Origin of the sequence: Pantoea conspicua (assembly GCF_002095315.1) — a bacterium.
In the GTDB taxonomy this organism is placed as follows: domain Bacteria; phylum Pseudomonadota; class Gammaproteobacteria; order Enterobacterales; family Enterobacteriaceae; genus Pantoea; species Pantoea conspicua.
The window spans coordinates 87,302-109,564 of the sequence record NZ_MLFN01000005.1; the positions used below are offsets into that span (position 1 = coordinate 87,302).

Here is a 22,263-nt window from a genome sequence, read left to right on the forward strand (position 1 = left end):
CAGTGCTTACTCGCTCAGGACGTCGTCTCCGTTGACAAACGTCTTAATGATTTTAAAGTCGCGCGTAAACACAGTCAGGTTCGCGATTTTTCCTGCTTCGATCGATCCCAACTGCCTTTCCACGCCCATCGCCCGTGCCGGGTAGAGTGACGCCATGCGCAACGCTTCATCCAGTGCAATGCCAGCATGTTCAACACTGTTTTGTACTGCTTCGATCATGGTGAGGGCAGAGCCGCTCAGCGTGCCGTTTTCATCAACGCACAGACCATCACGATAATAGATTGTTTTACCAGCAAAAATAAATTCGCTGATCGCCGCGCCAGCGGGCGCTGTGGCATCGGTCACCAGCACCAGCTTATCGCCTTTGATGCGTTTTGCATTGCGGACATTGGCGTAATGAACATGTAAACCATCCGCAATGATGCCGCAGTATACATCAGGCGAATCAAACAGCGCACCGATAAGACCCGGTTCACGACCGGCAAAAGTCGGCATGGCGTTATACAGGTGCGTGGCAAAGCTAACGCCAGCGGAGAAACCTGCTTTGGCTTCTTCGTAGGTAGCGTTTGAATGCCCGGCGGAGACGATGATACCCGCTTCAGTCAGCTGACGAATCACATCGCTGCCCGCATTTTCCGGGGCCAGCGTCACTTTTGTGATCACATCCGCGTTTTCACACAGGTATTGCACCAGCGCAGCATCCGGCAGGCGAATCAGCGCCGGATTATGGGTGCCTTTCTTCGCTTTGCTCAGCCACGGGCCTTCCAGATGCAGTCCCAGCGCCTGATGCTGATGTTTCTGCAGATAAGTGCGCATGGTTTCAATTGCGCGCTGCATTAATTCGTCGCTGCTGGTGATCAGCGTCGGTAAAAAGCTGGTGCAGCCTGACTTCTGGTTAGCGCGCTGCATGATTTCCAGTGTCTCTACGCTGAGCGCGTCAATGTCATCATTAAACTGGACGCCGCCACAGCCATTGAGCTGCAGATCGATAAAGCCGGGAGCAATCATGCCGCCAGACATATCGCGCTGCTCCACGTCGGCGGGCAACGACTCACGTGGGATCACGCGGTCAATGCGGCCATTGGCAATCACCACGGCGTGATTATCCAGAATCTGGTGACCGCTATAGATTCGGCCATTCACTAATGCGTACATCTTTTCTCTCCCGTCCTGACCTGCTGCTGCTCGTGGCAACAGCAGTTATGACAACGTTTTGTATTACACGCCTTTCATATTTTCCGCTTCCATCTCGCGGAAATACTTCACGGTTTTCACTTTCAGTTCCATGGTAGCCGGCTCGTCACACACCACCACCGATTTCGGGTGCAGTTGCAGACAGCTGATGGTCCACATGTGATTCACGTTTCCTTCAACCGCCGCCTGCAGCGCCTGGGCTTTAACGTGACCGGTAACCAGAATCATTACTTCTTCCGCGTCCAGCAAGGTGCCGACACCCACCGTCAGCGCATATTTTGGCACCTGATCAACATCGCCATTAAAGAAGCGGGAGTTTGCCACGCGGGTGTCATGGGTCAGGGTTTTAATCCGGGTACGGGAAGCCAGTGAAGAGGCCGGTTCATTAAAGGCAATATGCCCATCGTTACCGACGCCGCCCATAAACAGGTGAATTTTGCCCAGCGCGCGAATTTTCTCTTCGTACTGGCGACATTCTGCGTCAATATCGGGCGCATTACCATTCAGAAGATTAATGTTTTCTGGTTGAATATCAACATGATCAAAGAAGTTGCGATACATGAAGCTGTGGTAGCTTTCCGGGTGCTCTTTCGGCAGGCCAACATATTCGTCCATATTGAAAGTGATAACATGTTTAAAACTAACCTGGCCCGCTTTGTGCATCTCAATCAGGTGCTTGTAGGCTTCGAGCGGCGTACCGCCGGTCGGCAGTCCAAGTACAAAGGGTTTGTCTGCCGTTGGGTTGAAGGCATTAATCCGGTTCACAATGTGGCGTGCTGCCCACTTGCCGACCTGGGTCGGTGTGGCTAAAGGAATCAGTCTCATGTTTCACCTCAATTAGGAAATGGAAAGGAGGGCGCGAATCGGTTGTATTACTCATTAGCCTAAACGGATTATGCCATCCCGCCACGGTCTGAGTGCGCCTTAATATTTCGGATCATAAAATAAGTTTGCGGCTATAGCCAGATGTTGCCGCATCAAAGGATGTTTTTTGGTGATAAAAGTCACAATAGCAGTGGTTTTAATTTGCGAGGCGAATTAATTTATCATTACACTTCGCTGCATGATATGAAGTGTCATTACGGTCTTTGCTGCCGACATAACAACATTAAGCGGCGCAGAGCGATAAGCAAGGCTCATAGGGGGAAGGGTAAATGTTAGGTTACTTACAGAAGGTTGGCCGTGCGCTGATGGTGCCGGTGGCGACCCTGCCAGCGGCAGCGATATTAATGGGGGTCGGTTACTGGATTGATCCAGACAGCTGGGGCGCAGGCAATGCGCTGGCCGCGCTGCTGATTAAATCCGGGGCTGCCATCATTGAAAACATGTCGGTACTGTTTGCGATTGGCGTCGCCTACGGCATGTCCAAAGATAAAGACGGTGCCGCTGCCCTGACTGGATTCGTCGGGTTCCTGGTGGTCACCACGCTCTGTTCACCGGCTGCGGTGGCCATGATTCAGAAAATGCCGGTTGATCAGGTGCCTGCTGCCTTTGGCAAAATCAACAACCAGTTCGTCGGTATTCTGGTCGGTATTTTATCGGCGGAGGTCTATAACCGCTTCAGCCATGTCGAGCTGCCTAAAGCGCTCTCGTTCTTCAGTGGACGCAGGCTGGTACCGATTCTGGTGTCGTTCCTGATGATCGTGGTTGCCTTTATCCTGATGTATATCTGGCCGGTGATCTTCAACGGTCTGGTGGGTTTTGGCGAACATATTCAGAAACTCGGTTCCGTTGGCGCGGGCATCTACGCCTTCTTTAACCGTCTGCTGATTCCGGTCGGTTTACATCACGCCCTGAACTCGGTTTTCTGGTTCGACGTGGCCGGCATTAACGATATTCCTAAATTCCTCGGCGGTGCCCAGTCGCTGGCTGACGGATCGGCAACCGTGGGCATCACCGGTCGTTATCAGGCGGGCTTCTTCCCGATTATGATGTTCGGTCTGCCAGGTGCTGCGCTGGCGATTTACCACTGCGCACGGCCGGAAAACCGTGCCAAAGTCGGCGGTATTATGCTGGCGGCAGCCTTTGCGGCCTTCTTCACCGGTATTACCGAACCGCTGGAATTTTCCTTTATGTTCGTGGCCCCGGTGCTCTATCTGATCCACGCCGTGCTGACCGGTATTTCGGTCTTCATCGCAGCCAGTATGCACTGGATTGCCGGTTTCGGCTTCAGCGCCGGGCTGGTGGATATGGTGCTGTCGACCCGTAACCCGCTGGCAACCCACTGGTATATGCTGATCCCGCAGGGTCTGGTGTTCTTCGCCATCTACTATGTGGTCTTCCGTTATACCATCAAAAAATTCAACCTGATGACCCCAGGCCGTGAACTGGCGGTAGCCGGTGATGAAAGCGATGGCTATGACGTTAACGTCGACAAAACTGACAACGGTGAAAGTGCAACAGAAACGCTGGCGCGCCGTTATATCGGGGCGATTGGCGGCTCTGATAACTTAACCAGCATTGATGCCTGTATCACCCGTCTGCGCCTTAACGTCAATGATTCGGCCCAGGTCAATGAAAGTGTGGCGAAACGTCTTGGCGCGTCCGGGGTGATTCGTCTTAACAAGCAGAGCGTGCAGATCATTGTCGGTACTCAGGCAGAAAGCATCGCTTCAGCGATGAAAAAAGTGCTGACTAAAGGCCCGGTAGCCGCAACGGCCAGCAACAGCGCTACGCCAGCCGCCGCCCCGGAAGTGAAACCGCAGGCGGTGCTGAACAGTGAAAAGCGGGTGATTGCTACACTACTGGCACCGGTAAGCGGTGAAGTTGTCGCACTGGAGGCGGTACCGGATGAAGCCTTTGCCAGCAAAGCGGTGGGCGACGGTCTGGCGATCAAGCCGAGCGATAAATGGGTGGTGGCACCGATCGCCGGTACGCTGGTGAAAATCTTTAATACTAATCACGCCTTTTGTCTGGAAACTGACAACGGCGTCGAGATTGTGGTGCACATGGGGCTGGACACCGTGGCGCTGGAAGGGAAAGGCTTTACCCGTCTGGTGGAAGAGGGTGCCAGCGTGGTCGCCGGTCAGCCAGTACTGGAGATGGACCTTGATTTCCTGAACGCCAATGCCCGGTCGATGGTCAGTCCGGTGGTGGTCAGCAACAGCGATGATTTCGCCGGTCTGACATTATTGGCCAGCGGCCAGGTAGTGGCGGGTGAAACCCCACTGTATGAAGTGAAAGGCTAATAATCCCCCGCAACAGAACCCACAAGGCAGGAAGCGATTCCTGCCTTTTTTTGTTTTAAAGGCTTAACAAACGGTTGTTTCCCTCTGACGCTTTGTGGATCATACTCCGTAACTTCGTGGTACCAATCACCCGCTATTCGTATTGAGGATTTTTGAGATGAGTGAGGCTGAAGCCCGCCCAACTAACTTTATTCGTCAGATCATCGACGAAGATTTGGCGAGCGGTAAGCACAGCAGCGTGCATACCCGTTTTCCGCCGGAGCCCAATGGCTATCTGCACATTGGTCATGCGAAATCTATCTGTCTGAATTTTGGCCTCGCCCAGGATTACCAGGGGCAATGTAACCTGCGTTTCGACGATACTAACCCGGTGAAAGAGGATGTGGAGTTCGTTGAATCCATCAAGCGTGACGTCAAATGGCTGGGCTTTGAGTGGAGCGGTGAGGTTTGTTACTCATCAAACTATTTTGATCAGCTCTACAACTATGCGATTGAACTGATCAATAAAGGGCTGGCTTACGTTGATGAGCTGACCCCGGAAGCGATTCGCGAGTATCGCGGCACCCTGACCGCACCGGGCAAAAACAGTCCCTATCGCGATCGCAGCGTGGAAGAGAACCTGGCCCTGTTCGAGAAAATGCGTAACGGGGAATTTGCCGAAGGCACGGCCTGTCTGCGCGCAAAAATCGATATGGCCTCTAATTTTATCGTGATGCGCGATCCGGTGCTGTACCGGATTAAGTTCGCTGAACACCACCAGACCGGTAACAAGTGGTGCATCTATCCGATGTATGACTTTACCCACTGCATCTCCGATGCGCTGGAAGGCATCACGCATTCACTCTGTACGCTGGAGTTCCAGGATAACCGTCGGCTCTACGACTGGGTGCTGGACAACATCACTATTCCGGTGCATCCACGTCAGTATGAGTTCTCTCGCCTGAATCTTGAATATGCGGTAATGTCGAAACGCAAACTGACTCAACTGGTGACCGAGAAACACGTTGAAGGCTGGGATGATCCGCGCATGCTGACCGTTTCTGGCTTACGCCGTCGCGGTTATACTGCCGCCTCAATCCGCGAGTTCTGCCGCCGTATTGGTGTCACCAGGCAGGACAATATTGTGGAAATGGCGTCGCTGGAATCGTGCATTCGTGACGATCTCAACGAGAATGCACCACGCGCGATGGCCGTGCTTGATCCACTGAAAGTAGTGATTGAAAACCTGCCGGCGGGTCATCATGAAAGCATCACCATGCCTAACCATCCGTCTAAACCGGAGATGGGGACGCGTGAGGTGCCGTTCAGCCGTGAGATCTGGATCGATCGGGCGGATTTCCGCGAAGAGGCCAACAAGCAATATAAGCGTCTGGTGCTGGGCAAAGAAGTGCGCCTGCGCAACGCCTATGTGATTCGTGCTGAGCGGGTGGCTAAAGATGACGCGGGTAACATCACCTGCATCTACTGCACCAGCGACGTGGATACCCTGAGTAAAGATCCTGCCGATGGCCGTAAGGTGAAAGGCGTGATCCATTGGGTATCAGCAGATCATGCACAGCCAGCGGAGTTTCGTCTCTACGATCGCCTGTTCAGCGTGCCAAACCCGGCTGCGGCAGACGATTTCCTGTCAGTCATTAACCCCGACTCATTGACTATCAAACAGGGCTTTGTAGAGCCGGGTCTGCGCGATGTGGAAGCAACCACACCGTACCAGTTTGAGCGTGAAGGGTACTTCTGTGCCGACAGCGTCTATTCGAAGCCGTCGCAGCTGGTGTTTAACCGCACCGTTGGTCTGCGGGATACCTGGACTAAAAGCGGCGAATAATCACCGGCGCTGACTGATAAAATGACAAAAGGGCGACTTATCGCCCTTTTTTATTGTCCGGATTTTTGCCATCGCCGAGGTTTGTGCTGCCACTGCTTTCCTTGTCACTTGCTGTAGTTGTGAGAGAAGTCTGAGTTTAAAAAAATTAATCAATTACCAGATGTGAATTATCCGCGTTCAGGTAGGCTATGCGCACTCAGACAGAGCTCAGCGAGTGATATAAGGAAAAAAAATGACCGTTCTCGCCCAGGAAGCCAAACACAGTGTTGTCGTTTTACATCAGCTTATTGAACGTATTTTCAATCAGCCTGCCGGAGCTGATGATAGTTTTGAGCTGATGATGTCCTATTTTCATCCTGAATTCCGCATGGTTACGCCACGGGGAAATCAGTTAAACCTGAATGAAGTGGAAGAACTTTTCCGCCAGCTGCACGGCAAGCGGGAAGGAATGCGTATTGCCACCTGTGAGCACGTCATTATTTCTCATCACGATCAGGAAGTGACGGTACAGTATCGGGAAATGCAGATGCTGAATGGCGATAATCAGAGCCGTATTGCGCTGGCGATTCTCGACTGCAGCACCTCGATTCCGCGCTGGCGCTACCTGCAGGAGACGCTGGTCGCCTGACGACCCGGCGCACAAAGGGCGAAAAAAAACCGGTCTGTGACCGGTTTTTTGTTATATCAGGCGAGATCAGTATTACTGATCGTGCAGCGTTTCATCTTCACGGCAGTCACCCAGCGCGCAATGACCATAGAGATAAAGGCTGTGGTTAGTCAGCTTAATGCCGTGGCGGGTTGCGATTTCACGCTGACGGGTTTCGATCGACTCATCGCTGAACTCGATCACTTTACCGCAGTCCAGGCAGATCAGGTGGTCGTGGTGATGTTGCTGAGTCAGCTCAAACACCGACTTGCCGCCTTCGAAATTGTGACGGGTCACAATACCGGCATCATCAAACTGGTTCAGCACACGATAAACGGTGGCCAGACCAATCTCTTCACCGATATCGATCAGGCGTTTGTATAGATCTTCCGCGCTGACGTGATGGCACTGAGGTTCCTGAAGCACTTCCAGAATTTTTAGTCTGGGCAGCGTGACTTTCAGGCCAGCCTTCTTTAATGCGGTATTGTTGTCAGTCATGCGGGTTTTGTCCTGTTACTAATATTCACTTTTGTGGCGCTTGGCCTTGAATGTCGATCTACATCTATTCTCATTTGCGTCTCATTATAGAACTGAAGCCGTGAAATGAAAACCGAGGGGAGTGCCTAAATCACCATGGGCTGTATGGGATACGTCACCGAGCCGGGAAGGATTTCTGCAGGAGTCTGTTAACATTTCGCTTAGCCCTATCTGCTGTCGGAGAAAATAAGCGGAAGATCGATGCGGGTATTCTACAGATTAAACGAAGAAAGTTAAAAAAATGTGGCTATTATTTCTATAGGAATTTCCGTTGCCTCAATGTGAGCTGGCGCTCACATTGAGGCGGCGTGCATCAGGCTTCGAGGATCTCTTTGAGTTGCAGTTCATCAAAGATCTGCTTAACCCACTGTTCGACGCGCGCATTGGTCAGCTCAGGCTGACGATCTTCGTCGATCGCCAGACCCAGGAAATGAGTATCATCAGCCAGGCCTTTTGAGGCCTCAAAGTGATAGCCTTCGGTTGGCCAGTGTCCGACGATCACTGCGCCGTGCGGCTCAATGATGTCACGGATGGTGCCCATCGCATCACAAAAATACTCGGCATAATCTTCCTGATCGCCACAGCCAAACAGGGCAACCAGCTTGCCGTTGAAATCGATCTCTTCCAGCGTCGGGAAAAAGTCATCCCAGTCACACTGCGCTTCACCGTAATACCAGGTCGGGATACCCAGCAGCAGGATGTCAAACGCTTCCAGATCTTCTTTAGTGCTTTTCGCGATGTCGTGGACTTCTGCAACGTCTTTACCCAGCTGTTTCTGGATCATTTTTGCAATGTTTTCGGTGTTGCCGGTATCGCTGCCAAAGAAGATGCCTACGAGTGCCATGAGTAAAAAACCTCTTAAATCCTGATGATGAGATGTGTGCCGCAGCACAATTCAGCGAATAATAGCAGACGAGGCAAACCCGCGGAACGGTTAAAGCCTCGACATTTGCCTCTGCGTGCGTTTTGCCCGCATTAATCCAGTTTGAGTTGCGCCAGCAGCATTTGTTCAATCAATTCGCTACGGCTGAGATTACGCTGTTCTGCCAGCGTATTGAGCGCTTCGACGGCTTCACTGTTCATTTTCAGTTCGACACGGCGAAGCCCGCGTCCTTTGTCACGTTTCAGTTGATTGCGCTTATTGATGCGCAGCTGTTCATCACGCGAAAGCGGACTGGTTTTGGGGCGACCAGGGCGACGCTCATCAGCAAACAGATCGAGCGTCGTGCGGTCAGTGTGTTCTTTTGCCATGGCTTAGTGAAACTGAATGGTGCGGGCGCCAGACGCTCGCCGCGCAGATTATAAATTATTGGCCGTTACCGCGGCAAAATGACCGGCGGCAAAATTTTAGCGCGCCATCATACTCCAGGCTAACTTCCGACGCCAATCCTAAACATTTACCGCCAGCTATTGGCTTTTAAAGCGTAAAAAAGCGACGAACGCTGCGCAATACGGCATCAGGTTTCTCTGCATGTACCCAGTGCCCCGCGCCGCTGATCACATGCGCATGGGCCGCCGGGAACTGCGCAATCAACGCATCCCGGTACTGATTATCCAGATAGCTGGAGTCACCACCGCGAATAAACAGCGCCGGATGCGGCCAGGCGGGCACCGGCTGCCAGCCAGATATCGTGGCATAGTTGTCCCACAGAACCGGCACGTTGAACCGCCATTCGCCCTGCTGGAACGATTTCAGCAGGAACTGGATTACGCCTTCTTCATCAATGACGCCGCGCATGATCTGCGCAGCCTCACTGCGCGACGTGACGCCCGCCTTCGTGACCGCGCGAATCGCCGCAAAAATGGTGTCATGGCGGCGGGTCTGATAATCCACCGGGGCGATATCGATCATCACCAGACGCGCAATACGCGTGGGTGCCAGCGCACTCATGGTCATGGCAATTTTGCCACCCATCGAATGACCAATCACCGCCACCCGATCGATGCCGTGTGCATCCAGCGTGTCAAACATATCCTGTGCCATCACAGCGTAGTTCATCTCATCGGATCGCGGTGATAATCCATGATTGCGAACATCGACCTGCAGCAGCGGCGCGGTCTCTTTCAGCCCGCGTGCCAGCACGCCAAGGTTATCCAGCGTCCCGAACAGGCCGTGGATCAGCAGGATGGGCAGGGAATCAGTGGGGGATTGTTCAGTTTGCAGACGGGCGTTCAAAATCATGGCAAAGTTCTTAAGTTTGAGACCTAAGCTTAGGTTATCATGGATTCACCTTTTCAGGCGCGCCGGTTCCGGCGGCATTAGGACATATTCTGACTTTTGCCCGTAAACCGTTTGATTGCTAACAACCCGCCTGAATTTAACTTTATAATCCTCATGTTAGAACCCGCTCACCTTTCGAATCGCCAAACTGTGTTAAGGGCTTTTCAGGATACAGGTGGTTCTGTCATGAGAAAGAACCGTACGGAATAAGATGAAAACGATCGAAGTTGACGAAGAGCTCTACCGTTATATTGCCAGCCACACGCAACACATTGGTGAAAGCGCATCCGACATTCTGCGTCGTATGCTGAAGTTCACGGCCGGTCAGACTGCGCCCGCGGCGCCTGCGCAAAACGCGGCATCCGGTGCGGCGAAAGAGGCTCAGCCTGCGGTGGTCGGTTCACGTCCACAGGATCGGGTACGCGCCATGCGCGAGCTGATGCTGTCTGATGAATATGCGGAGCAGAAGCGGGCGGTTAATCGCTTTATGCTAATCTTGTCAACGCTCTATCGTCTTGATACCGCAGCCTTTGCTGAGGCGACTGCATCACTGCAGGGTCGTACCCGCGTTTATTTTGCGGGTGATGAGCATACGCTGTTGCAAAATGGCACCCATACTAAGCCGAAGCACGTACCCGGCACGCCGTACTGGGTGATCACCAATACCAATACTGGTCGCAAATGCAGCATGGTCGAACACATCATGCTCTCAATGCAGTTCCCGCAGGAACTGACAGAGAAAGTTTGCGGCACCATTTAAACTGAAGCGTCAGGGAGAAGCGCCAATGGCCAATCACCCCCGTGCCGGGCAACCCGCCCAGCAGAGCGATTTGATTAACGTTGCACAATTAACGTCACAATATTATGTCCTGCAGCCCGACGTGGCGAACCCGGAACATGCGGTGAAGTTTGGCACCTCTGGCCATCGCGGTAGTGCAGGGCGTCAAAGCTTCAACGAGATGCACATTCTGGCGATTGCTCAGGCGATTGCGGAAGAGCGTAAAAAGAACGGCATCACCGGTCCGTGCTACGTGGGTAAAGATACGCACGCGCTGTCTGAACCGGCGATTCTGTCGGTACTGGAAGTGCTGGCGGCGAACGGTGTCGATGTGATTGTGCAGCAGGATAATGGCTATACGCCAACGCCTGCCATCTCTAACGCCATTCTTGAGCACAACAAAGCGGGTGGCGCACTGGCCGACGGCATCGTGATTACCCCTTCGCACAACCCACCAGAAGATGGCGGCATCAAGTACAATCCACCGAACGGCGGACCGGCTGATACCAACGTCACCAAAGTGGTTGAAGATCGTGCCAATCAGCTGATCAAAGATGGCCTGAAAGAGGTCAAACGTCTGCCGATCAATCAGGCCCTGGCCAGTGGTCATGTGGTCGAGAAAGATCTGATTCAGCCTTACGTTGAAGGTCTGGCACAGGTCATCGACTTCCCGGCGATCCAGAAAGCTGGTCTGAAAATTGGCGTTGATCCACTGGGCGGCTCCGGTATTGCTTACTGGCAGCGTATCGCCGAGCACTACAAGCTGGATCTGACGCTGGTGAATGACGCGGTCGATCAGACTTTCCGCTTCATGCATCTGGATAAAGATGGCGTAGTCCGTATGGACTGCTCATCAGAGTGCGCTATGGCGGGCCTGCTGGCTTACCGTGACAAGTTCGATCTGGCGTTCGGTAACGATCCCGATTATGACCGTCACGGCATTGTGACCCCGGCGGGTCTGATGAATCCTAACCACTACCTGGCGGTGGCGATCAACTACCTGTTCCAGCATCGTCCACAGTGGGGCCAGGAGGTTGCCGTTGGCAAAACGCTGGTTTCCAGCGCGATGATCGACCGTGTGGTTAACGACATTGGCCGCAAGCTGGTAGAAGTCCCGGTTGGCTTTAAATGGTTCGTTGATGGCCTGTATGACGGCAGCTTTGGTTTCGGCGGCGAAGAGAGCGCCGGTGCCTCATTCCTGCGTTTCGATGGTACGCCATGGTCAACCGACAAAGATGGCATCATTATGTGCCTGCTGGCGGCAGAGATCACCGCTGTCACCGGTAAAAACCCGCAGCAGCACTACGATGAACTGGCCGAGCGCTTTGGTGCGCCGAGCTACAACCGTCTGCAGGCCTCGGCCACTTCTGCGCAGAAAGCCGCGCTGTCAAAGCTGTCACCTGAGATGGTGAGCGCTGATACGCTGGCAGGCGATCCGATCACCGCGCGCCTGACTGCCGCACCAGGTAATGGCGCGTCGATTGGTGGGCTGAAAGTGATGACGGAAAACGGCTGGTTCGCTGCCCGTCCGTCAGGCACGGAAGACGCCTACAAAATCTACTGTGAAAGCTTCCTGGGTGCGGAACATCGCGCACAGATTGAGAAAGAAGCGGTTGAGATTGTTAGCGAAGTGCTGAAAAACGCCTGAGTTATCGGACAATGAAAAAGGCGCCGCGGGCGCCTTTTTTTATGGCATAAAGCGGTAGCCAATACCGGTTTCGGTCAGCAGATGTACCGGCTGGGTCGGGTTCGCTTCCAGCTTCTGTCGCAGATGTCCCATATAGATGCGCAGATAGTGGCTGTGCTCTACCGCATTCGGTCCCCACACCTGGCTCAGCAACTGGCGCTGGGTCAGCACCTTGCCGGCATTGTTAAGCAGGATGCTTAACAGGCGAAACTCTATCGGGGTGAGATGAATCTCCTCACCGTCACGCTGTACCCGCCGCGCAGCAAAATCGACACTGACATCCGCAAAACTGATGCGGGCATCGGGCTGCTGGCTGCTGTGACGCCGCAGCGCCACCCGGACACGTGCCAGCAGTTCACCAATGCCGAACGGCTTGGTCAGATAGTCATCGGCTCCGGCGTCCAGCGCCGCGATTTTATCCTGCTCGTCGCTGCGTGCCGACAGTACAATCACCGGCATCGCGCTCCACTGGCGCAGGTCACGGATAAAATCGGTGCCATCGCCATCCGGCAGGCCTAAATCGAGGATGACCAGATCGGGCTTACGCGTCGCGGCCTCAATCAAGCCGCGTTGCAACGTATCGGCATCGAAGACTTTCAGTGCTTCATTTTCCAGCGCCAGCCGGACAAAACGGCGGATCTCTTTTTCATCTTCAACGATTAAAACCGTGGTCACGCAAACCTGCCTTGAGTAAACAGTGAGGCCTTACTTTACCAATAAATTTTTCTGCCGTCCGTGCCGGTTATGCCGGGCTGATTTAAACCAGCGAGTAACCGTGAAATAACATCTATGTAACTTTATTACAGGTTAATTCTTAAACGGCAAAATTCCGGGCAAATAAGTGGTCAGATGAGTAGTAAAATTACACAATCAGGCGTAATCTTAGACATAGATCACACTCACACCTTTTAACTGACCGGGAGGCGATAACCATGTATCAGGCTTATCCACGTTCCAAAATCATTTTGCGTCGCACGCTGGTGGTCCTTCTCGGCCTCGTGGCGTTACCGGTGATGCTGTTCCGTCACGATCGCGCACGCTTCTACAGCTATCTGCACCGGATGTGGTGCAAAACCAGTGCGAAGCCGGTATGGCTGGCGCAGTCAGAAGCTGCCGGCGGCGCTTTCTGGTAAGACAGACATCCGCTTAATTGGCCTGGTCACCTGACCAGGCTTTTTTTGCGTTTTTTCTTAGGTTCCCGCGACAAAACTACCGGGTCACGCTGTTTTCCTGACCATTTTACGCTACACTTAAACCTCTACAAGATTTCGGAGGTTGTACAAGTATGAGCGAAAAAATCCCGGTGGGAATCAGTGCCTGCTTGCTAGGTGAAAGCGTCAGATTTGACGGTGGACACAAGCGCCTTACTTTTGCTACCGAAGATCTCATCCCTTTTGTGCGTTTCGAGCCGATTTGCCCTGAAATGGCGATCGGTCTGCCTACGCCGCGTCCCGCCTTACGCCTGGTTGACCAGGGCGATGACGAACTGCATCTGTGCTTCAGTAAAGATGGCGGGGAAGAGGTGACTGACCAGATGCGTAACTGGTCAGCCGGACGCGTAAAATCGCTGCATCATTTGTCAGGCTATATCCTGTGCGCCAAATCTCCCAGCTGCGGCATGGAGCGGGTGCGGGTTTACGAGCCAGAAACCAATAACAATCGCAAAGCCGGCACCGGCATTTTTGCTGAATTTCTGCAGCGTGAAATGCCGTGGCTGCCGCTGGAGGAGGACGGGCGCCTGCATGATCCAGCGCTACGCGAAAATTTCATTGGCCGTATCTGCGCGCTGCATGAGTTTAACCAGATGTGGCAAAGCGGTCTGACCCGTCACCGTCTGATTGCCTTCCACAGCCGCTATAAGTTACTGATGCTGGCCCATTCGCAGGAGAAATACCGCGAGCTGGGGCCGTTTGTGGCCTCAATGAGTGAGTGGGCGTCGCTGGATGCGTTCGCGTTCGAATACCGCAACCGGATGATGGCGCTGATGTCACGGCCCGCTTCACGCCGGAACCACACTAACGTTCTGATGCACGTTCAGGGCTATTTCCGCCGTCAGTTAAGTTCACCGCAGCGTCAGGAGCTGGCGACGCTGATTGATCGTTACCGACAGGGAACGCAACCGCTGCTGGTGCCGATCACCATTCTCAAACACTACATGGCGGAGTTTCCGCATCCATGGCTGGCTGAGCAACGCTACTTCGATCCCTATCCCGAAGCGCTGCGTTTACGTTACGGACAATAATTCAGGAGTGTTATGACCACCCATCTGGTCTGGCTGCGTAATGATTTACGCCTTAACGATAATCTGGCGTTGCATGCCGCCTGCCGCAACAGCGAGGCTACGGTGATTGCGCTTTATCTCGCCACGCCGAAACAGTGGCAGCAGCATGACATGTCTCCAAAACAGGCGGCTTTCATTCATGCCAGCCTGCAACTGCTGGCGGAATCGCTGGCCGGGCGCGGCATTGCGCTACATTATCAGACGTGTGAAACCTTTGGTGATGCGGTCGATTCTCTGGTGGCCTTCTGCAAGCAGCAGCAGGTCGACCAGCTTTTTTATAACTATCAGTATGAAGTCAACGAACGCCAGCGTGATGCCGAGGCTGAGAAGCGTCTCGACGACGCGGGCGTGATCTGCCAGGGATTTGATGACAGTCTGCTGCTGCCGCCCGGCAGCGTGCAGAGCGGTGATCGCTCGATGTACAAAGTCTTTACCCCGTTCAGCAAGGCCTTTGTCCGAAGACTGCAGCAAGGCCTGCCGGAATGCGTACCGGCGCCCAAAGCGCGTCACGGTGCGCCACTGAAAAGCACCCCGATAGCGCCCTTTGATTATCCCGCCGACAGCATTGATGAGACGCTGTTTCCGCCCGGCGAAGCGGCGGCCCTGAAACGTCTGCGGCAGTTTGCGACTCAGTCAGTGCTCGACTATCCCGCCGAGCGCGATCTGCCGTCGCGGGACAGCACCAGTCGGCTGTCGGTTTATCTGGCAACCGGTGTACTGTCGCCACGCCAGTGTCTGCATCGGGTGCTGCATGAGCACCCTGACGCGCTGGACAACAGCCGTGCCTTTAGCTGGCTGAATGAGCTGTTCTGGCGGGAGTTTTATCGTCATCTGCTGGTAGCCTGGCCGGCGCTGTGCAAACACCAGCCATTTATTGGCTGGACGCGGCATGTTGAATGGCAGCGAAATACCGCCCATTTCGAGGCCTGGAAAGCGGGGAAAACCGGCTATCCGATTGTCGATGCGGCAATGCGGCAGATGAACACGCTGGGATGGATGCATAACCGGTTGCGGATGATCACCGCCAGCTTTCTGGTCAAGGACCTGCTGATTGACTGGCGCGAAGGCGAACGCTACTTCATGCAGCAGCTGATTGATGGCGATCTGGCGGCGAATAATGGCGGCTGGCAGTGGGCGGCCTCAACTGGCACCGATGCCGCACCCTATTTCCGCATCTTTAATCCGACCACGCAGGGCCAACGCTTTGATCCGCAGGGGGCCTTTATTCGTCACTATCTGCCAGAGCTGGCGGAGGTGCCGGACCGCGACATTCATCAGCCGCTGCTGTGGGCCGAGAAAAATCATAAGAAACTCGATTATCCGGCACCGATCGTGGAACATAAGGCCGCACGTAAAAAGACATTAGACGCCTTTGAGCGCGCTAAAAATGCGGCCTGAGGCGATCAAGGAGCCACGATGAATCATTACCAACTTGAAACGCTGATCAATCAGCAGCTGGATAGCCAGAACTTCAGCGATTACGCCCCGAATGGCTTACAGGTCGAAGGCCGCAGCGAAGTAAAAAAAGTGATCACTGGCGTCACCGCCTGTCAGGCGCTGCTGGATGAAGCGGTAGCGCGCCAGGCGGATGCGATCGTGGTGCATCATGGTTATTTCTGGAAAAACGAAACGGCCGCAATTAAAGGCATGAAGCGACGTCGCCTGCGCACGCTACTGGCCAATGATATCAACCTGTATGGCTGGCATCTGCCGCTCGACGCCCATCCTCAGCTCGGCAATAACGCCCAGCTGGCGAAGCTGCTGGAGATCGAGGTGCGCGGTGAAGTGATGCCGCTGGTGTTCTGGGGTGAACTGGCTGAGCCGATCTCCGGCCAGCAGCTGTCGCAGCGCATCGCCGATAAGCTGGGACGTGAGCCGCTGCACTGCGGCGATAACGCACCCGCGCTGATTCGCCGCATCGCCTGGTGCAGCGGCGGCGGGCAGGGATTTATCGATCAGGCCGCCGCCTTTGGCGTCGATGCCTATATCACCGGCGAAGTGTCGGAGCAGACGATTCACAGTGCGCGTGAACAGGGACTGCACTTCTTCGCCGCAGGTCACCATGCGACCGAGCGCGGTGGCGTTAAAGCACTGGGCGAATGGCTGGCACAGCACCACGGCCTGGATGTCACCTTTATCGATATTCCCAATCCTGCCTGATCCCACTCCTCAGGTCCTGCATCCTGTGCAGGACCTAAATCTGTTGACACATCTCTGTCACTTTCGCATAACTATTTGCTTTGAGTAGATAAGCAAACGGCTGAGCCGTGCGCCTGAATGTTTCTGGCGCGCCGGATTTCAGCTTAACGGGAGGTCGCTGTTGCAACGAGCACGTTGTTATTTACTGGGTGAGCGCGCGGTGGTGCTGGAGCTTGAACCCCCGATATCGCTGGCCAGCCAGCAACGAATCTGGGGACTGAATCAGCGCCTGCAGGCGTTCGATAGCGTGCTGGAGGTGATCCCGGGCATGAACAACATCACCCTGATACTGCGTGATCCGCAGCAGAGCGCGCTGGACGCCATTGAGCGTTTACAGCGCTGGTGGGAGGAGAGTGAAGCGCAGCTGCCGGCGTCGCGTCAGGTTGATATTCCGGTGATCTACGGCGGCGAAGCGGGTCCGGACCTGGCGGTGGTGGCGGAGCAGGCATCGCTCTCTGTCAGTCAGGTGGTTGAGCTGCATAGCAGCAGCGAATATGTGGTCTATTTCATCGGTTTTCAGCCTGGTTTCCCCTATCTGGGCGGGCTTGATCCCCGCCTGCACACGCCACGGCGGGCAGAACCACGGGTCTCAGTGCCCGCTGGCTCGGTGGGTATCGGCGGCAGCCAGACCGGCGTTTACCCGCTGGCGTCACCGGGCGGCTGGCAGTTAATCGGACAGACACCCATCGCGCTGTTCGATCCGCTGCAACAACCGCCGACGTTACTGCGTCCCGGCGATACGGTGCGCTTTGTACCGCAAAAGGAGGGGGTATGTTGAGGATCCTGCGGGCCGGACTGGCCGCGACGATTCAGGATGCGGGCCGTCACGGCTGGCGACAGTATGGCATCAGCCTCGGCGGGGTATTGGATCAGCCTGCGATGACCACCGCCAACTTACTGGTGGGCAATTCCCCTGACAGCGCGGTGGTGGAGATGGTGCTCGGCCAGTTTAAAGCGGAATTTACCCGCGCGGGCTGGTTTGCGCTGACTGGCGCAGGCTGTAACGCCGAGCTGGACGGTAAGCCGGTGTGGACCGGATGGCGTACCCCGGTAAAAAAAGGGCAGGTGCTGTCACTGGCGATGCCGGTGCGCGGGATGCGGAGTTATCTGGCAGTGCAGGGTGGCTTCGATCTGCCCGCGATGCTCGGTTCGTTCAGCACCGATCTGAAAGCCGGATTTGGCGGTTTCCACGGACGTAAACTGCAGGATGGTGATTGCCTGCCGCTCGGGAAGCCGACCCGCCAGTTTGCGCGCAAGGCGGGCGTCCGGCAACTGCTGTGGGGGAATCGCATTCGGGCGCTGCCAGGGCCGGAATATCACGAATTCAGCCGTGAGGCGCAGCAGGCATTCTGGCGCACCGCGTGGAAACTCAGCCCGCAAAGCAACCGGATGGGTTACCGGCTGGAGGGGCGTCAGCTCAATCGGGAAACCCCGCGCGAACTGCTGTCGCACGGTCTGGTGCCCGGTGTGGTGCAGGTGCCGCCTAATGGTCAGCCGATTGTGCTGATGGCGGATGCCCAGACCACCGGCGGCTATCCGCGTATCGCCTGCATCATTGAGGCCGATCTCTATCACCTGGCGCAAATCCGCCTGGGTGAACCGATTCACTTTATTCATTGCACCTTGCCGGAGGCGATGCAGGCGCGTCAGCATCAGCAACGTGCGCTGGATCAGATGGTATGGGGACTCGCTAATGAAGATTGATTTAAATGCCGATCTGGGCGAAGGCTGCGACAGCGATCACGCACTGCTGCAACTGGTCAGCTCCGCTAACATCGCCTGTGGCTTTCACGCCGGTGATGCACAGACCATGCTGCAATCGGTGCGCTGGGCGCAAGCGGCGGGTGTGGCGATTGGCGCACATCCGGCTTTCCCCGATCGCGAAAACTTTGGCCGTAGCGCGATGCAGCTGCCGCCAGAAACGGTCTACGCCCAGATGATCTATCAGATTGGGGCGCTGAAAAGCCTGGCAGAAAGTGAAGGCGCGCGGCTGGTACATGTTAAGCCGCACGGTATGCTCTATAACCAGGCGGCGGCCGACGCGGTGCTGGCCGACGCGATTGCCCGCGCAATAAAGACGGTGGACAGCCAGCTGATTGTGGTCGGACTGGCGGGCAGCGAATCGATTCGGGCGGCGGCGCACTACGGTCTGCGTACCCGTGAAGAGGTGTTTGCCGACCGTGGTTACCTCAGCAGCGGAGCGCTGGTGCCGCGCAGTCAGCCCGGTGCGCTGGTTGAGGATGAACAGCAGGCGATCGACCAGACGCTGAATATGGTACAGCAGGGCAGAGTACAGAGTATCAGCGGGGAATGGGTCGCGGTTAAGGCGCAGACCGTCTGCTTGCATGGCGACGGTGCGCATGCACTGCAGTTTGCCCGGCGGTTGCGTGATGCTTTTGCCGCACAGCAAATCTGCGTCACCAGCGCCTGAATCACTCTTAGCCCGGCTATGTCCGGGCTTTTTCATACTTTAAGGGGAAAAGATGGATAGCGTGGTAAATCTCTGGCCGCTGCTTGGCATTGCAGCCATCATTATCGGCTTCGTATTACGTTTCAATCCGGTACTGGTGGTGATTGTCGCCGGTTTCGTCACCGGCTTAGCGGCCATGATGCCGGTAGCCGACATTCTGGAAAAGCTCGGTTCGGGCTTTCTCAACACTCGTAACCTGCCACTGATTCTGTTGCTGCCGCTGGCGGTGATCGGTCTGCTGGAGCGTCACGGCCTGAAAGAGCGTGCGCAGGCGTGGATCGCCCAGATTAAAACGGCCACCGCCGGACGTCTGTTGATCGTCTATCTGCTGGTACGCGAACTGACCGCAGCGCTGGGGCTGACCAGCCTGGGCGGTCATCCGCAGATGGTGCGCCCGCTGCTGGCACCGATGGCGGAAGGGGCCACCGAAAACCGCTACGGTGATGTCTCGCCCGAGGTGCGTCATCGTCTGCGCGCCATGTCAGCGGCCACCGATAATGTCGGCCTGTTCTTTGGCGAGGATATTTTTGTCGCCTTTGGTGCCATCATCTTTATGCACAATTTTATGCAGGAGTCGGCCGGGATTCAGACTGAACCGCTGCACATTGCCCTGTGGGGCATCCCGACCGCCGTAGCAGCCTTTCTGATCCACTCGGCCCGTCTGGTGCGGCTGGATCGTCGCCTGGCGCGTGAATTACAGGCGTTGAACGGCCAGGCACTGAAAGCCAAAGGAGGGCAGTAATGTTCCAGCAACAATATCTGATGTGGCTGGCTGGCCTGATCCTGCTGGTGGTCGCCATTCTCTCCTGGGGCGATCGCGCCAATCCGCGCCGCGTCACCACCGGTCTGTTCTGGGCGCTGTATGGTCTGATTTTTCTGGTCGGCGACTGGACCACGCAACTGATGACCCAGTGGTTGGGTTCGGCGGCAGCCGGCACCCGCATGCTGAACATTGGCGTCGGCGTCGCGGTGGTGGTGATGGCACTGATCGCCGGCTTAGGCGGCGTGAAGCTGGGCCGCTATCATCAGCGCACTGATGAAGAAAAACAGGCCAGCGCGCTGCGGTTGCGCAATAAATTATTCCTGCCGGCGCTGGCGATCCCGGTGGTGACGGTGGCGGGTGTGCTGGCGTTCAACCATATTCCGGGCTTACAGGAGAGAGTGTTTGGTCCCGGTAACCACGCGACGCTGGTGACGCTGTTTTCAATGATGATTGGTTGCCTGATCGGCTGGATGGTGGCGCTGAAACTGACCCATGAGAAACCGGTGCAGTCGATGCAGGAGACGCGTCGCTTGCTGGATGCGATCGGTTGGGCATTTATTCTGCCGCAGATCCTCGCGACGCTGGGCCTGCTGTTTACTACGGCAGGCGTCGGCAGTGCGATTTCTCATCTGACCGAAACGTATCTGGCGGTAGACAGTCGTTTTATCGCGGTCGCGGTTTATGCGGGCGGCATGGCGCTGCTGACCATGGTGATGGGTAACGCCTTTGCTGCATTTCCGATTATCACCGCAGGCGTGGGCATCCCGATTCTGGTGCTGCAGCACGGCGGCAACCCGGCGGTGATGGCCGCCATCGGGATGTTCTCCGGTTACTGCGGCACGCTGATGACGCCAATGGCGGCTAACTTCAACATCGTCCCGGCGGCGCTGCTGGAGTTACCGGACCGTAACGCGGTGATCAAAGCTCAGGTCCCGACCGGTGTGCTACTGTTAATCGTTAACATTTTCCTGCTCTATTTCCTGATGTTCCTGTGAGGCTGAATGAAAACTGTCCTGATGACCGCCTTTGAACCCTTTGGCGGTGAAAGCATTAATCCCTCGTGGGAAGCGGTCAGCGCGCTGGAAGGCAAAGAGATTGCTGGCGCACGGATCGTTATCCGTCAGCTGCCGGTGGTCTTTTCTGACGTGCTGGATGTGCTTTACCAGGCGCTGAACGAGGTGAAACCGGATGCGATTCTGTCGGTCGGGCAAGCGGGCGGGCGCAGCGACATCACCGTTGAACGCATTGGTATTAACGTTGATGACGCTCGTATCCCCGATAATGCCGGCCATCAGCCGGTTGATGAGGCGATTGTCGCGGGTGGCCCGGCGGCCTATTTCTCGCGTCTGCCGATTAAGGCGATTGTCGCCGCACTGCGTGAGGCGGGGATTCCCGCCTCGGTCTCCCAGACTGCCGGCACCTTTACCTGTAACCGGGTAATGTATGGCCTGCTGCACTGGCTGGCACAGCAGGAAACACCAGTGCGCGGCGGTTTCATCCACATTCCTTATCTGCCGGAACAGGCGGCGCAGCATCCGGGGGCGCCGAGCATGTCAGCGGCCAATGTGATTCAGGCGCTGGAGATTGCGGTCCGGGTCACGCTGGAAACCGGTGAGGATCTGAAACTGGCCGGCGGCGCCACCCATTAAGAGGTTTCACCATGCCTGAAGGACCAGAGATTCGCCGGGTGGCGGATCAGCTTGAAACGGCGATTGTCGGCCAGCCGTTAACCGAGGCATGGTTTGCCTTTCCTGAACTGAAAACCTACGAACCGGCACTGATTGGTGAACAGGTAGAGGCGATTGAGACGCGCGGCAAGGCGTTGCTGACACATTTCAGCAACGGTCTGACGCTATACAGCCACAATCAACTGTATGGTGTCTGGCGCATCGTGACGCCGGAAACGGCTTTGCAGACCACCCGGCAGTTGCGGGTGCGGCTGGCCACAGTCGATCAGGCGATTCTGCTGTATAGCGCGTCAGATATTGAACTGCTGAATGCCGATACGCTGGCAGCGCACCCGTTTCTGAACCGCATCGGGCCGGATGTGCTCAGCAGTGCGCTGACGGGTGAGGAGGTGAAGCAGCGGCTTTTGTCACCGCGTTTCCGACGGCGTCAGTTCAGCGGGCTGTTGCTCGATCAGGCTTTTCTGGCCGGACTGGGTAACTATCTGCGTGCTGAGATCCTCTGGCTGGCGCAGCTGCTGCCACATCACCGGGCGCAGGAGCTGAACGAGGATCAGCTGACTGCATTCAGCGAGGCGCTGTTATCCGTACCGCGTCATGCCTACCGGATGCGTGGCACCATGAAGAAATATCATCATGAGGCGGCGTTTCAGTTTGAGGTGTTTCACCGGCAGGGCAAAAAATGCCGGCGCTGTGGCACGGTGGTTGAAAAGGGGACGTTATCGTCACGTCCTTTTTACTGGTGTCCGGGTTGTCAGCGCTGACTGGCGATAGCAGTAAAAAAAACGG

23 protein-coding genes are annotated in these 22,263 nt (G+C 55.6%); 16 read left to right on the forward strand and 7 right to left on the reverse strand.

Annotation, left to right across the window (positions count from 1 at the left end; translation table 11 throughout):
- Nucleotides 1-6: 6 nt before the first annotated feature.
- A complete protein-coding gene (nagA, locus tag HA41_RS03750; protein WP_094119649.1) occupies nucleotides 7-1,155 on the reverse strand; it encodes an N-acetylglucosamine-6-phosphate deacetylase in 1,149 nt (382 codons plus the stop codon).
- Between the two features lie 63 nt (nucleotides 1,156-1,218).
- The gene (nagB, locus tag HA41_RS03755; protein ID WP_094119650.1) at nucleotides 1,219-2,019 is read right to left on the reverse strand and encodes a glucosamine-6-phosphate deaminase; all 801 of its coding nucleotides are present in this window, start codon (nucleotides 2,017-2,019) and stop codon (nucleotides 1,219-1,221) included.
- Between the two features lie 329 nt (nucleotides 2,020-2,348).
- Here nagB and nagE point away from each other — a divergent pair, with 329 nt between their 5' ends.
- The 3 genes from nagE (at nucleotide 2,349) to HA41_RS03770 (ending at nucleotide 6,835) form a co-directional block, all read left to right on the forward strand.
- On the forward strand, nucleotides 2,349-4,382 hold the full coding sequence (gene nagE, locus HA41_RS03760) for an N-acetylglucosamine-specific PTS transporter subunit IIBC (RefSeq protein WP_094119651.1): 2,034 nt from the start codon (nucleotides 2,349-2,351) through the stop codon (nucleotides 4,380-4,382).
- Between the two features lie 157 nt (nucleotides 4,383-4,539).
- Nucleotides 4,540-6,207 carry a glutamine--tRNA ligase gene (gene glnS / locus HA41_RS03765; protein WP_094119652.1) on the forward strand — a complete coding sequence of 556 codons (1,668 nt, stop codon included), beginning with the start codon at nucleotides 4,540-4,542 and terminating at the stop codon, nucleotides 6,205-6,207.
- Nucleotides 6,208-6,439: 232 nt separating this feature from the next.
- Nucleotides 6,440-6,835, forward strand: coding sequence for a hypothetical protein (locus tag HA41_RS03770; protein WP_094119653.1), 396 nt, complete (start codon nucleotides 6,440-6,442; stop codon nucleotides 6,833-6,835).
- Between the two features lie 72 nt (nucleotides 6,836-6,907).
- On the opposite strand, the gene fur is transcribed toward HA41_RS03770, so the two are convergent.
- The 4 genes from fur to ybfF all read right to left on the reverse strand — a co-directional run bounded on the left by fur (nucleotide 6,908) and on the right by ybfF (nucleotide 9,572).
- Nucleotides 6,908-7,351, reverse strand: coding sequence for a ferric iron uptake transcriptional regulator (gene fur / locus HA41_RS03775; RefSeq protein WP_094119654.1), 444 nt, complete (start codon nucleotides 7,349-7,351; stop codon nucleotides 6,908-6,910).
- Nucleotides 7,352-7,703: 352 nt separating this feature from the next.
- The gene (gene fldA / locus HA41_RS03780) at nucleotides 7,704-8,234 is read right to left on the reverse strand and encodes a flavodoxin FldA (protein WP_094119655.1); all 531 of its coding nucleotides are present in this window, start codon (nucleotides 8,232-8,234) and stop codon (nucleotides 7,704-7,706) included.
- Between the two features lie 131 nt (nucleotides 8,235-8,365).
- Nucleotides 8,366-8,641, reverse strand: a complete 276-nt coding sequence (gene ybfE / locus HA41_RS03785) for a LexA regulated protein (protein WP_069728027.1) — start codon at nucleotides 8,639-8,641, stop codon at nucleotides 8,366-8,368.
- 166 nt (nucleotides 8,642-8,807) lie between these two features.
- Nucleotides 8,808-9,572: an esterase gene (ybfF, locus tag HA41_RS03790; RefSeq protein WP_094119656.1), complete on the reverse strand. Its 765-nt coding sequence runs from the start codon at nucleotides 9,570-9,572 to the stop codon at nucleotides 8,808-8,810.
- A gap of 250 nt (nucleotides 9,573-9,822) precedes the next feature.
- Between ybfF and seqA the strand changes: the two genes are divergently transcribed.
- Together seqA and pgm are read left to right on the forward strand one after the other, a co-directional pair.
- On the forward strand, nucleotides 9,823-10,371 hold the full coding sequence (seqA, locus tag HA41_RS03795; RefSeq protein WP_094119657.1) for a replication initiation negative regulator SeqA: 549 nt from the start codon (nucleotides 9,823-9,825) through the stop codon (nucleotides 10,369-10,371).
- A gap of 25 nt (nucleotides 10,372-10,396) precedes the next feature.
- On the forward strand, nucleotides 10,397-12,037 hold the full coding sequence (pgm, locus tag HA41_RS03800; protein WP_094119658.1) for a phosphoglucomutase (alpha-D-glucose-1,6-bisphosphate-dependent): 1,641 nt from the start codon (nucleotides 10,397-10,399) through the stop codon (nucleotides 12,035-12,037).
- 39 nt (nucleotides 12,038-12,076) lie between these two features.
- Here the strand turns inward: pgm and kdpE are convergent, their stop codons facing one another.
- Complete coding sequence (kdpE, locus tag HA41_RS03805) at nucleotides 12,077-12,751, reverse strand: two-component system response regulator KdpE (protein WP_094119659.1); 675 nt, start codon at nucleotides 12,749-12,751, stop codon at nucleotides 12,077-12,079.
- A 257-nt stretch (nucleotides 12,752-13,008) separates the two neighbouring features.
- Between kdpE and HA41_RS03810 the strand changes: the two genes are divergently transcribed.
- From HA41_RS03810 to nei, 11 genes are all read left to right on the forward strand, one after another.
- A complete protein-coding gene (locus HA41_RS03810) occupies nucleotides 13,009-13,209 on the forward strand; it encodes a DUF2517 family protein (RefSeq protein ID WP_094119660.1) in 201 nt (66 codons plus the stop codon).
- 152 nt (nucleotides 13,210-13,361) lie between these two features.
- Nucleotides 13,362-14,318 (forward strand): YbgA family protein, encoded by a 957-nt coding sequence (locus HA41_RS03815; RefSeq protein WP_094119661.1) that lies wholly within the window; start codon nucleotides 13,362-13,364, stop codon nucleotides 14,316-14,318.
- 12 nt (nucleotides 14,319-14,330) lie between these two features.
- Nucleotides 14,331-15,755, forward strand: a complete 1,425-nt coding sequence (gene phrB, locus HA41_RS03820; protein ID WP_094119662.1) for a deoxyribodipyrimidine photo-lyase — start codon at nucleotides 14,331-14,333, stop codon at nucleotides 15,753-15,755.
- 18 nt (nucleotides 15,756-15,773) lie between these two features.
- Entirely contained in the window at nucleotides 15,774-16,517 is a 744-nt protein-coding gene (locus HA41_RS03825) for a type 2 GTP cyclohydrolase I (RefSeq protein WP_094119663.1), read from the forward strand.
- A gap of 160 nt (nucleotides 16,518-16,677) precedes the next feature.
- Nucleotides 16,678-17,334: a 5-oxoprolinase subunit PxpB gene (gene pxpB, locus HA41_RS03830; RefSeq protein ID WP_094119664.1), complete on the forward strand. Its 657-nt coding sequence runs from the start codon at nucleotides 16,678-16,680 to the stop codon at nucleotides 17,332-17,334.
- The gene (pxpC, locus tag HA41_RS03835; protein WP_094119665.1) at nucleotides 17,328-18,260 is read left to right on the forward strand and encodes a 5-oxoprolinase subunit PxpC; all 933 of its coding nucleotides are present in this window, start codon (nucleotides 17,328-17,330) and stop codon (nucleotides 18,258-18,260) included. The genes pxpB and pxpC overlap by 7 nt, the downstream gene beginning before the upstream one ends.
- On the forward strand, nucleotides 18,250-18,987 hold the full coding sequence (gene pxpA, locus HA41_RS03840) for a 5-oxoprolinase subunit PxpA (RefSeq protein ID WP_094119666.1): 738 nt from the start codon (nucleotides 18,250-18,252) through the stop codon (nucleotides 18,985-18,987). The genes pxpC and pxpA overlap by 11 nt, the downstream gene beginning before the upstream one ends.
- A 52-nt stretch (nucleotides 18,988-19,039) precedes the next feature.
- A complete protein-coding gene (locus HA41_RS03845) occupies nucleotides 19,040-19,768 on the forward strand; it encodes a DUF969 domain-containing protein (protein WP_094119667.1) in 729 nt (242 codons plus the stop codon).
- Complete coding sequence (locus HA41_RS03850; protein WP_094119668.1) at nucleotides 19,768-20,784, forward strand: DUF979 domain-containing protein; 1,017 nt, start codon at nucleotides 19,768-19,770, stop codon at nucleotides 20,782-20,784. Before HA41_RS03845 ends, HA41_RS03850 begins: the two co-directional genes overlap by 1 nt.
- A gap of 6 nt (nucleotides 20,785-20,790) precedes the next feature.
- Complete coding sequence (gene pcp / locus HA41_RS03855; protein WP_094119669.1) at nucleotides 20,791-21,438, forward strand: pyroglutamyl-peptidase I; 648 nt, start codon at nucleotides 20,791-20,793, stop codon at nucleotides 21,436-21,438.
- Nucleotides 21,439-21,449: 11 nt separating this feature from the next.
- Nucleotides 21,450-22,238 carry an endonuclease VIII gene (gene nei / locus HA41_RS03860; RefSeq protein ID WP_094119670.1) on the forward strand — a complete coding sequence of 263 codons (789 nt, stop codon included), beginning with the start codon at nucleotides 21,450-21,452 and terminating at the stop codon, nucleotides 22,236-22,238.
- Nucleotides 22,239-22,263 lie beyond the last annotated feature (25 nt).

Excerpts from the sequence above, each read along its gene's own strand:
- nagA (WP_094119649.1), bottom strand. The coding sequence starts at position 1,155 with ATGTACGCATTAGTGAATGGCCGAATCTATAGCGGTCACCAGATTCTG.
- nagB (WP_094119650.1), bottom strand. The coding sequence starts at position 2,019 with ATGAGACTGATTCCTTTAGCCACACCGACCCAGGTCGGCAAGTGGGCA.
- nagE (WP_094119651.1), top strand. The coding sequence starts at position 2,349 with ATGTTAGGTTACTTACAGAAGGTTGGCCGTGCGCTGATGGTGCCGGTG.
- glnS (WP_094119652.1), top strand. The coding sequence starts at position 4,540 with ATGAGTGAGGCTGAAGCCCGCCCAACTAACTTTATTCGTCAGATCATC.
- HA41_RS03770 (WP_094119653.1), top strand. The coding sequence starts at position 6,440 with ATGACCGTTCTCGCCCAGGAAGCCAAACACAGTGTTGTCGTTTTACAT.
- fur (WP_094119654.1), bottom strand. The coding sequence starts at position 7,351 with ATGACTGACAACAATACCGCATTAAAGAAGGCTGGCCTGAAAGTCACG.
- fldA (WP_094119655.1), bottom strand. The coding sequence starts at position 8,234 with ATGGCACTCGTAGGCATCTTCTTTGGCAGCGATACCGGCAACACCGAA.
- ybfE (WP_069728027.1), bottom strand. The coding sequence starts at position 8,641 with ATGGCAAAAGAACACACTGACCGCACGACGCTCGATCTGTTTGCTGAT.
- ybfF (WP_094119656.1), bottom strand. The coding sequence starts at position 9,572 with ATGATTTTGAACGCCCGTCTGCAAACTGAACAATCCCCCACTGATTCC.
- seqA (WP_094119657.1), top strand. The coding sequence starts at position 9,823 with ATGAAAACGATCGAAGTTGACGAAGAGCTCTACCGTTATATTGCCAGC.
- pgm (WP_094119658.1), top strand. The coding sequence starts at position 10,397 with ATGGCCAATCACCCCCGTGCCGGGCAACCCGCCCAGCAGAGCGATTTG.
- HA41_RS03810 (WP_094119660.1), top strand. The coding sequence starts at position 13,009 with ATGTATCAGGCTTATCCACGTTCCAAAATCATTTTGCGTCGCACGCTG.
- HA41_RS03815 (WP_094119661.1), top strand. The coding sequence starts at position 13,362 with ATGAGCGAAAAAATCCCGGTGGGAATCAGTGCCTGCTTGCTAGGTGAA.
- phrB (WP_094119662.1), top strand. The coding sequence starts at position 14,331 with ATGACCACCCATCTGGTCTGGCTGCGTAATGATTTACGCCTTAACGAT.
- HA41_RS03825 (WP_094119663.1), top strand. The coding sequence starts at position 15,774 with ATGAATCATTACCAACTTGAAACGCTGATCAATCAGCAGCTGGATAGC.
- pxpC (WP_094119665.1), top strand. The coding sequence starts at position 17,328 with ATGTTGAGGATCCTGCGGGCCGGACTGGCCGCGACGATTCAGGATGCG.
- pxpA (WP_094119666.1), top strand. The coding sequence starts at position 18,250 with ATGAAGATTGATTTAAATGCCGATCTGGGCGAAGGCTGCGACAGCGAT.
- HA41_RS03845 (WP_094119667.1), top strand. The coding sequence starts at position 19,040 with ATGGATAGCGTGGTAAATCTCTGGCCGCTGCTTGGCATTGCAGCCATC.
- HA41_RS03850 (WP_094119668.1), top strand. The coding sequence starts at position 19,768 with ATGTTCCAGCAACAATATCTGATGTGGCTGGCTGGCCTGATCCTGCTG.
- pcp (WP_094119669.1), top strand. The coding sequence starts at position 20,791 with ATGAAAACTGTCCTGATGACCGCCTTTGAACCCTTTGGCGGTGAAAGC.
- nei (WP_094119670.1), top strand. The coding sequence starts at position 21,450 with ATGCCTGAAGGACCAGAGATTCGCCGGGTGGCGGATCAGCTTGAAACG.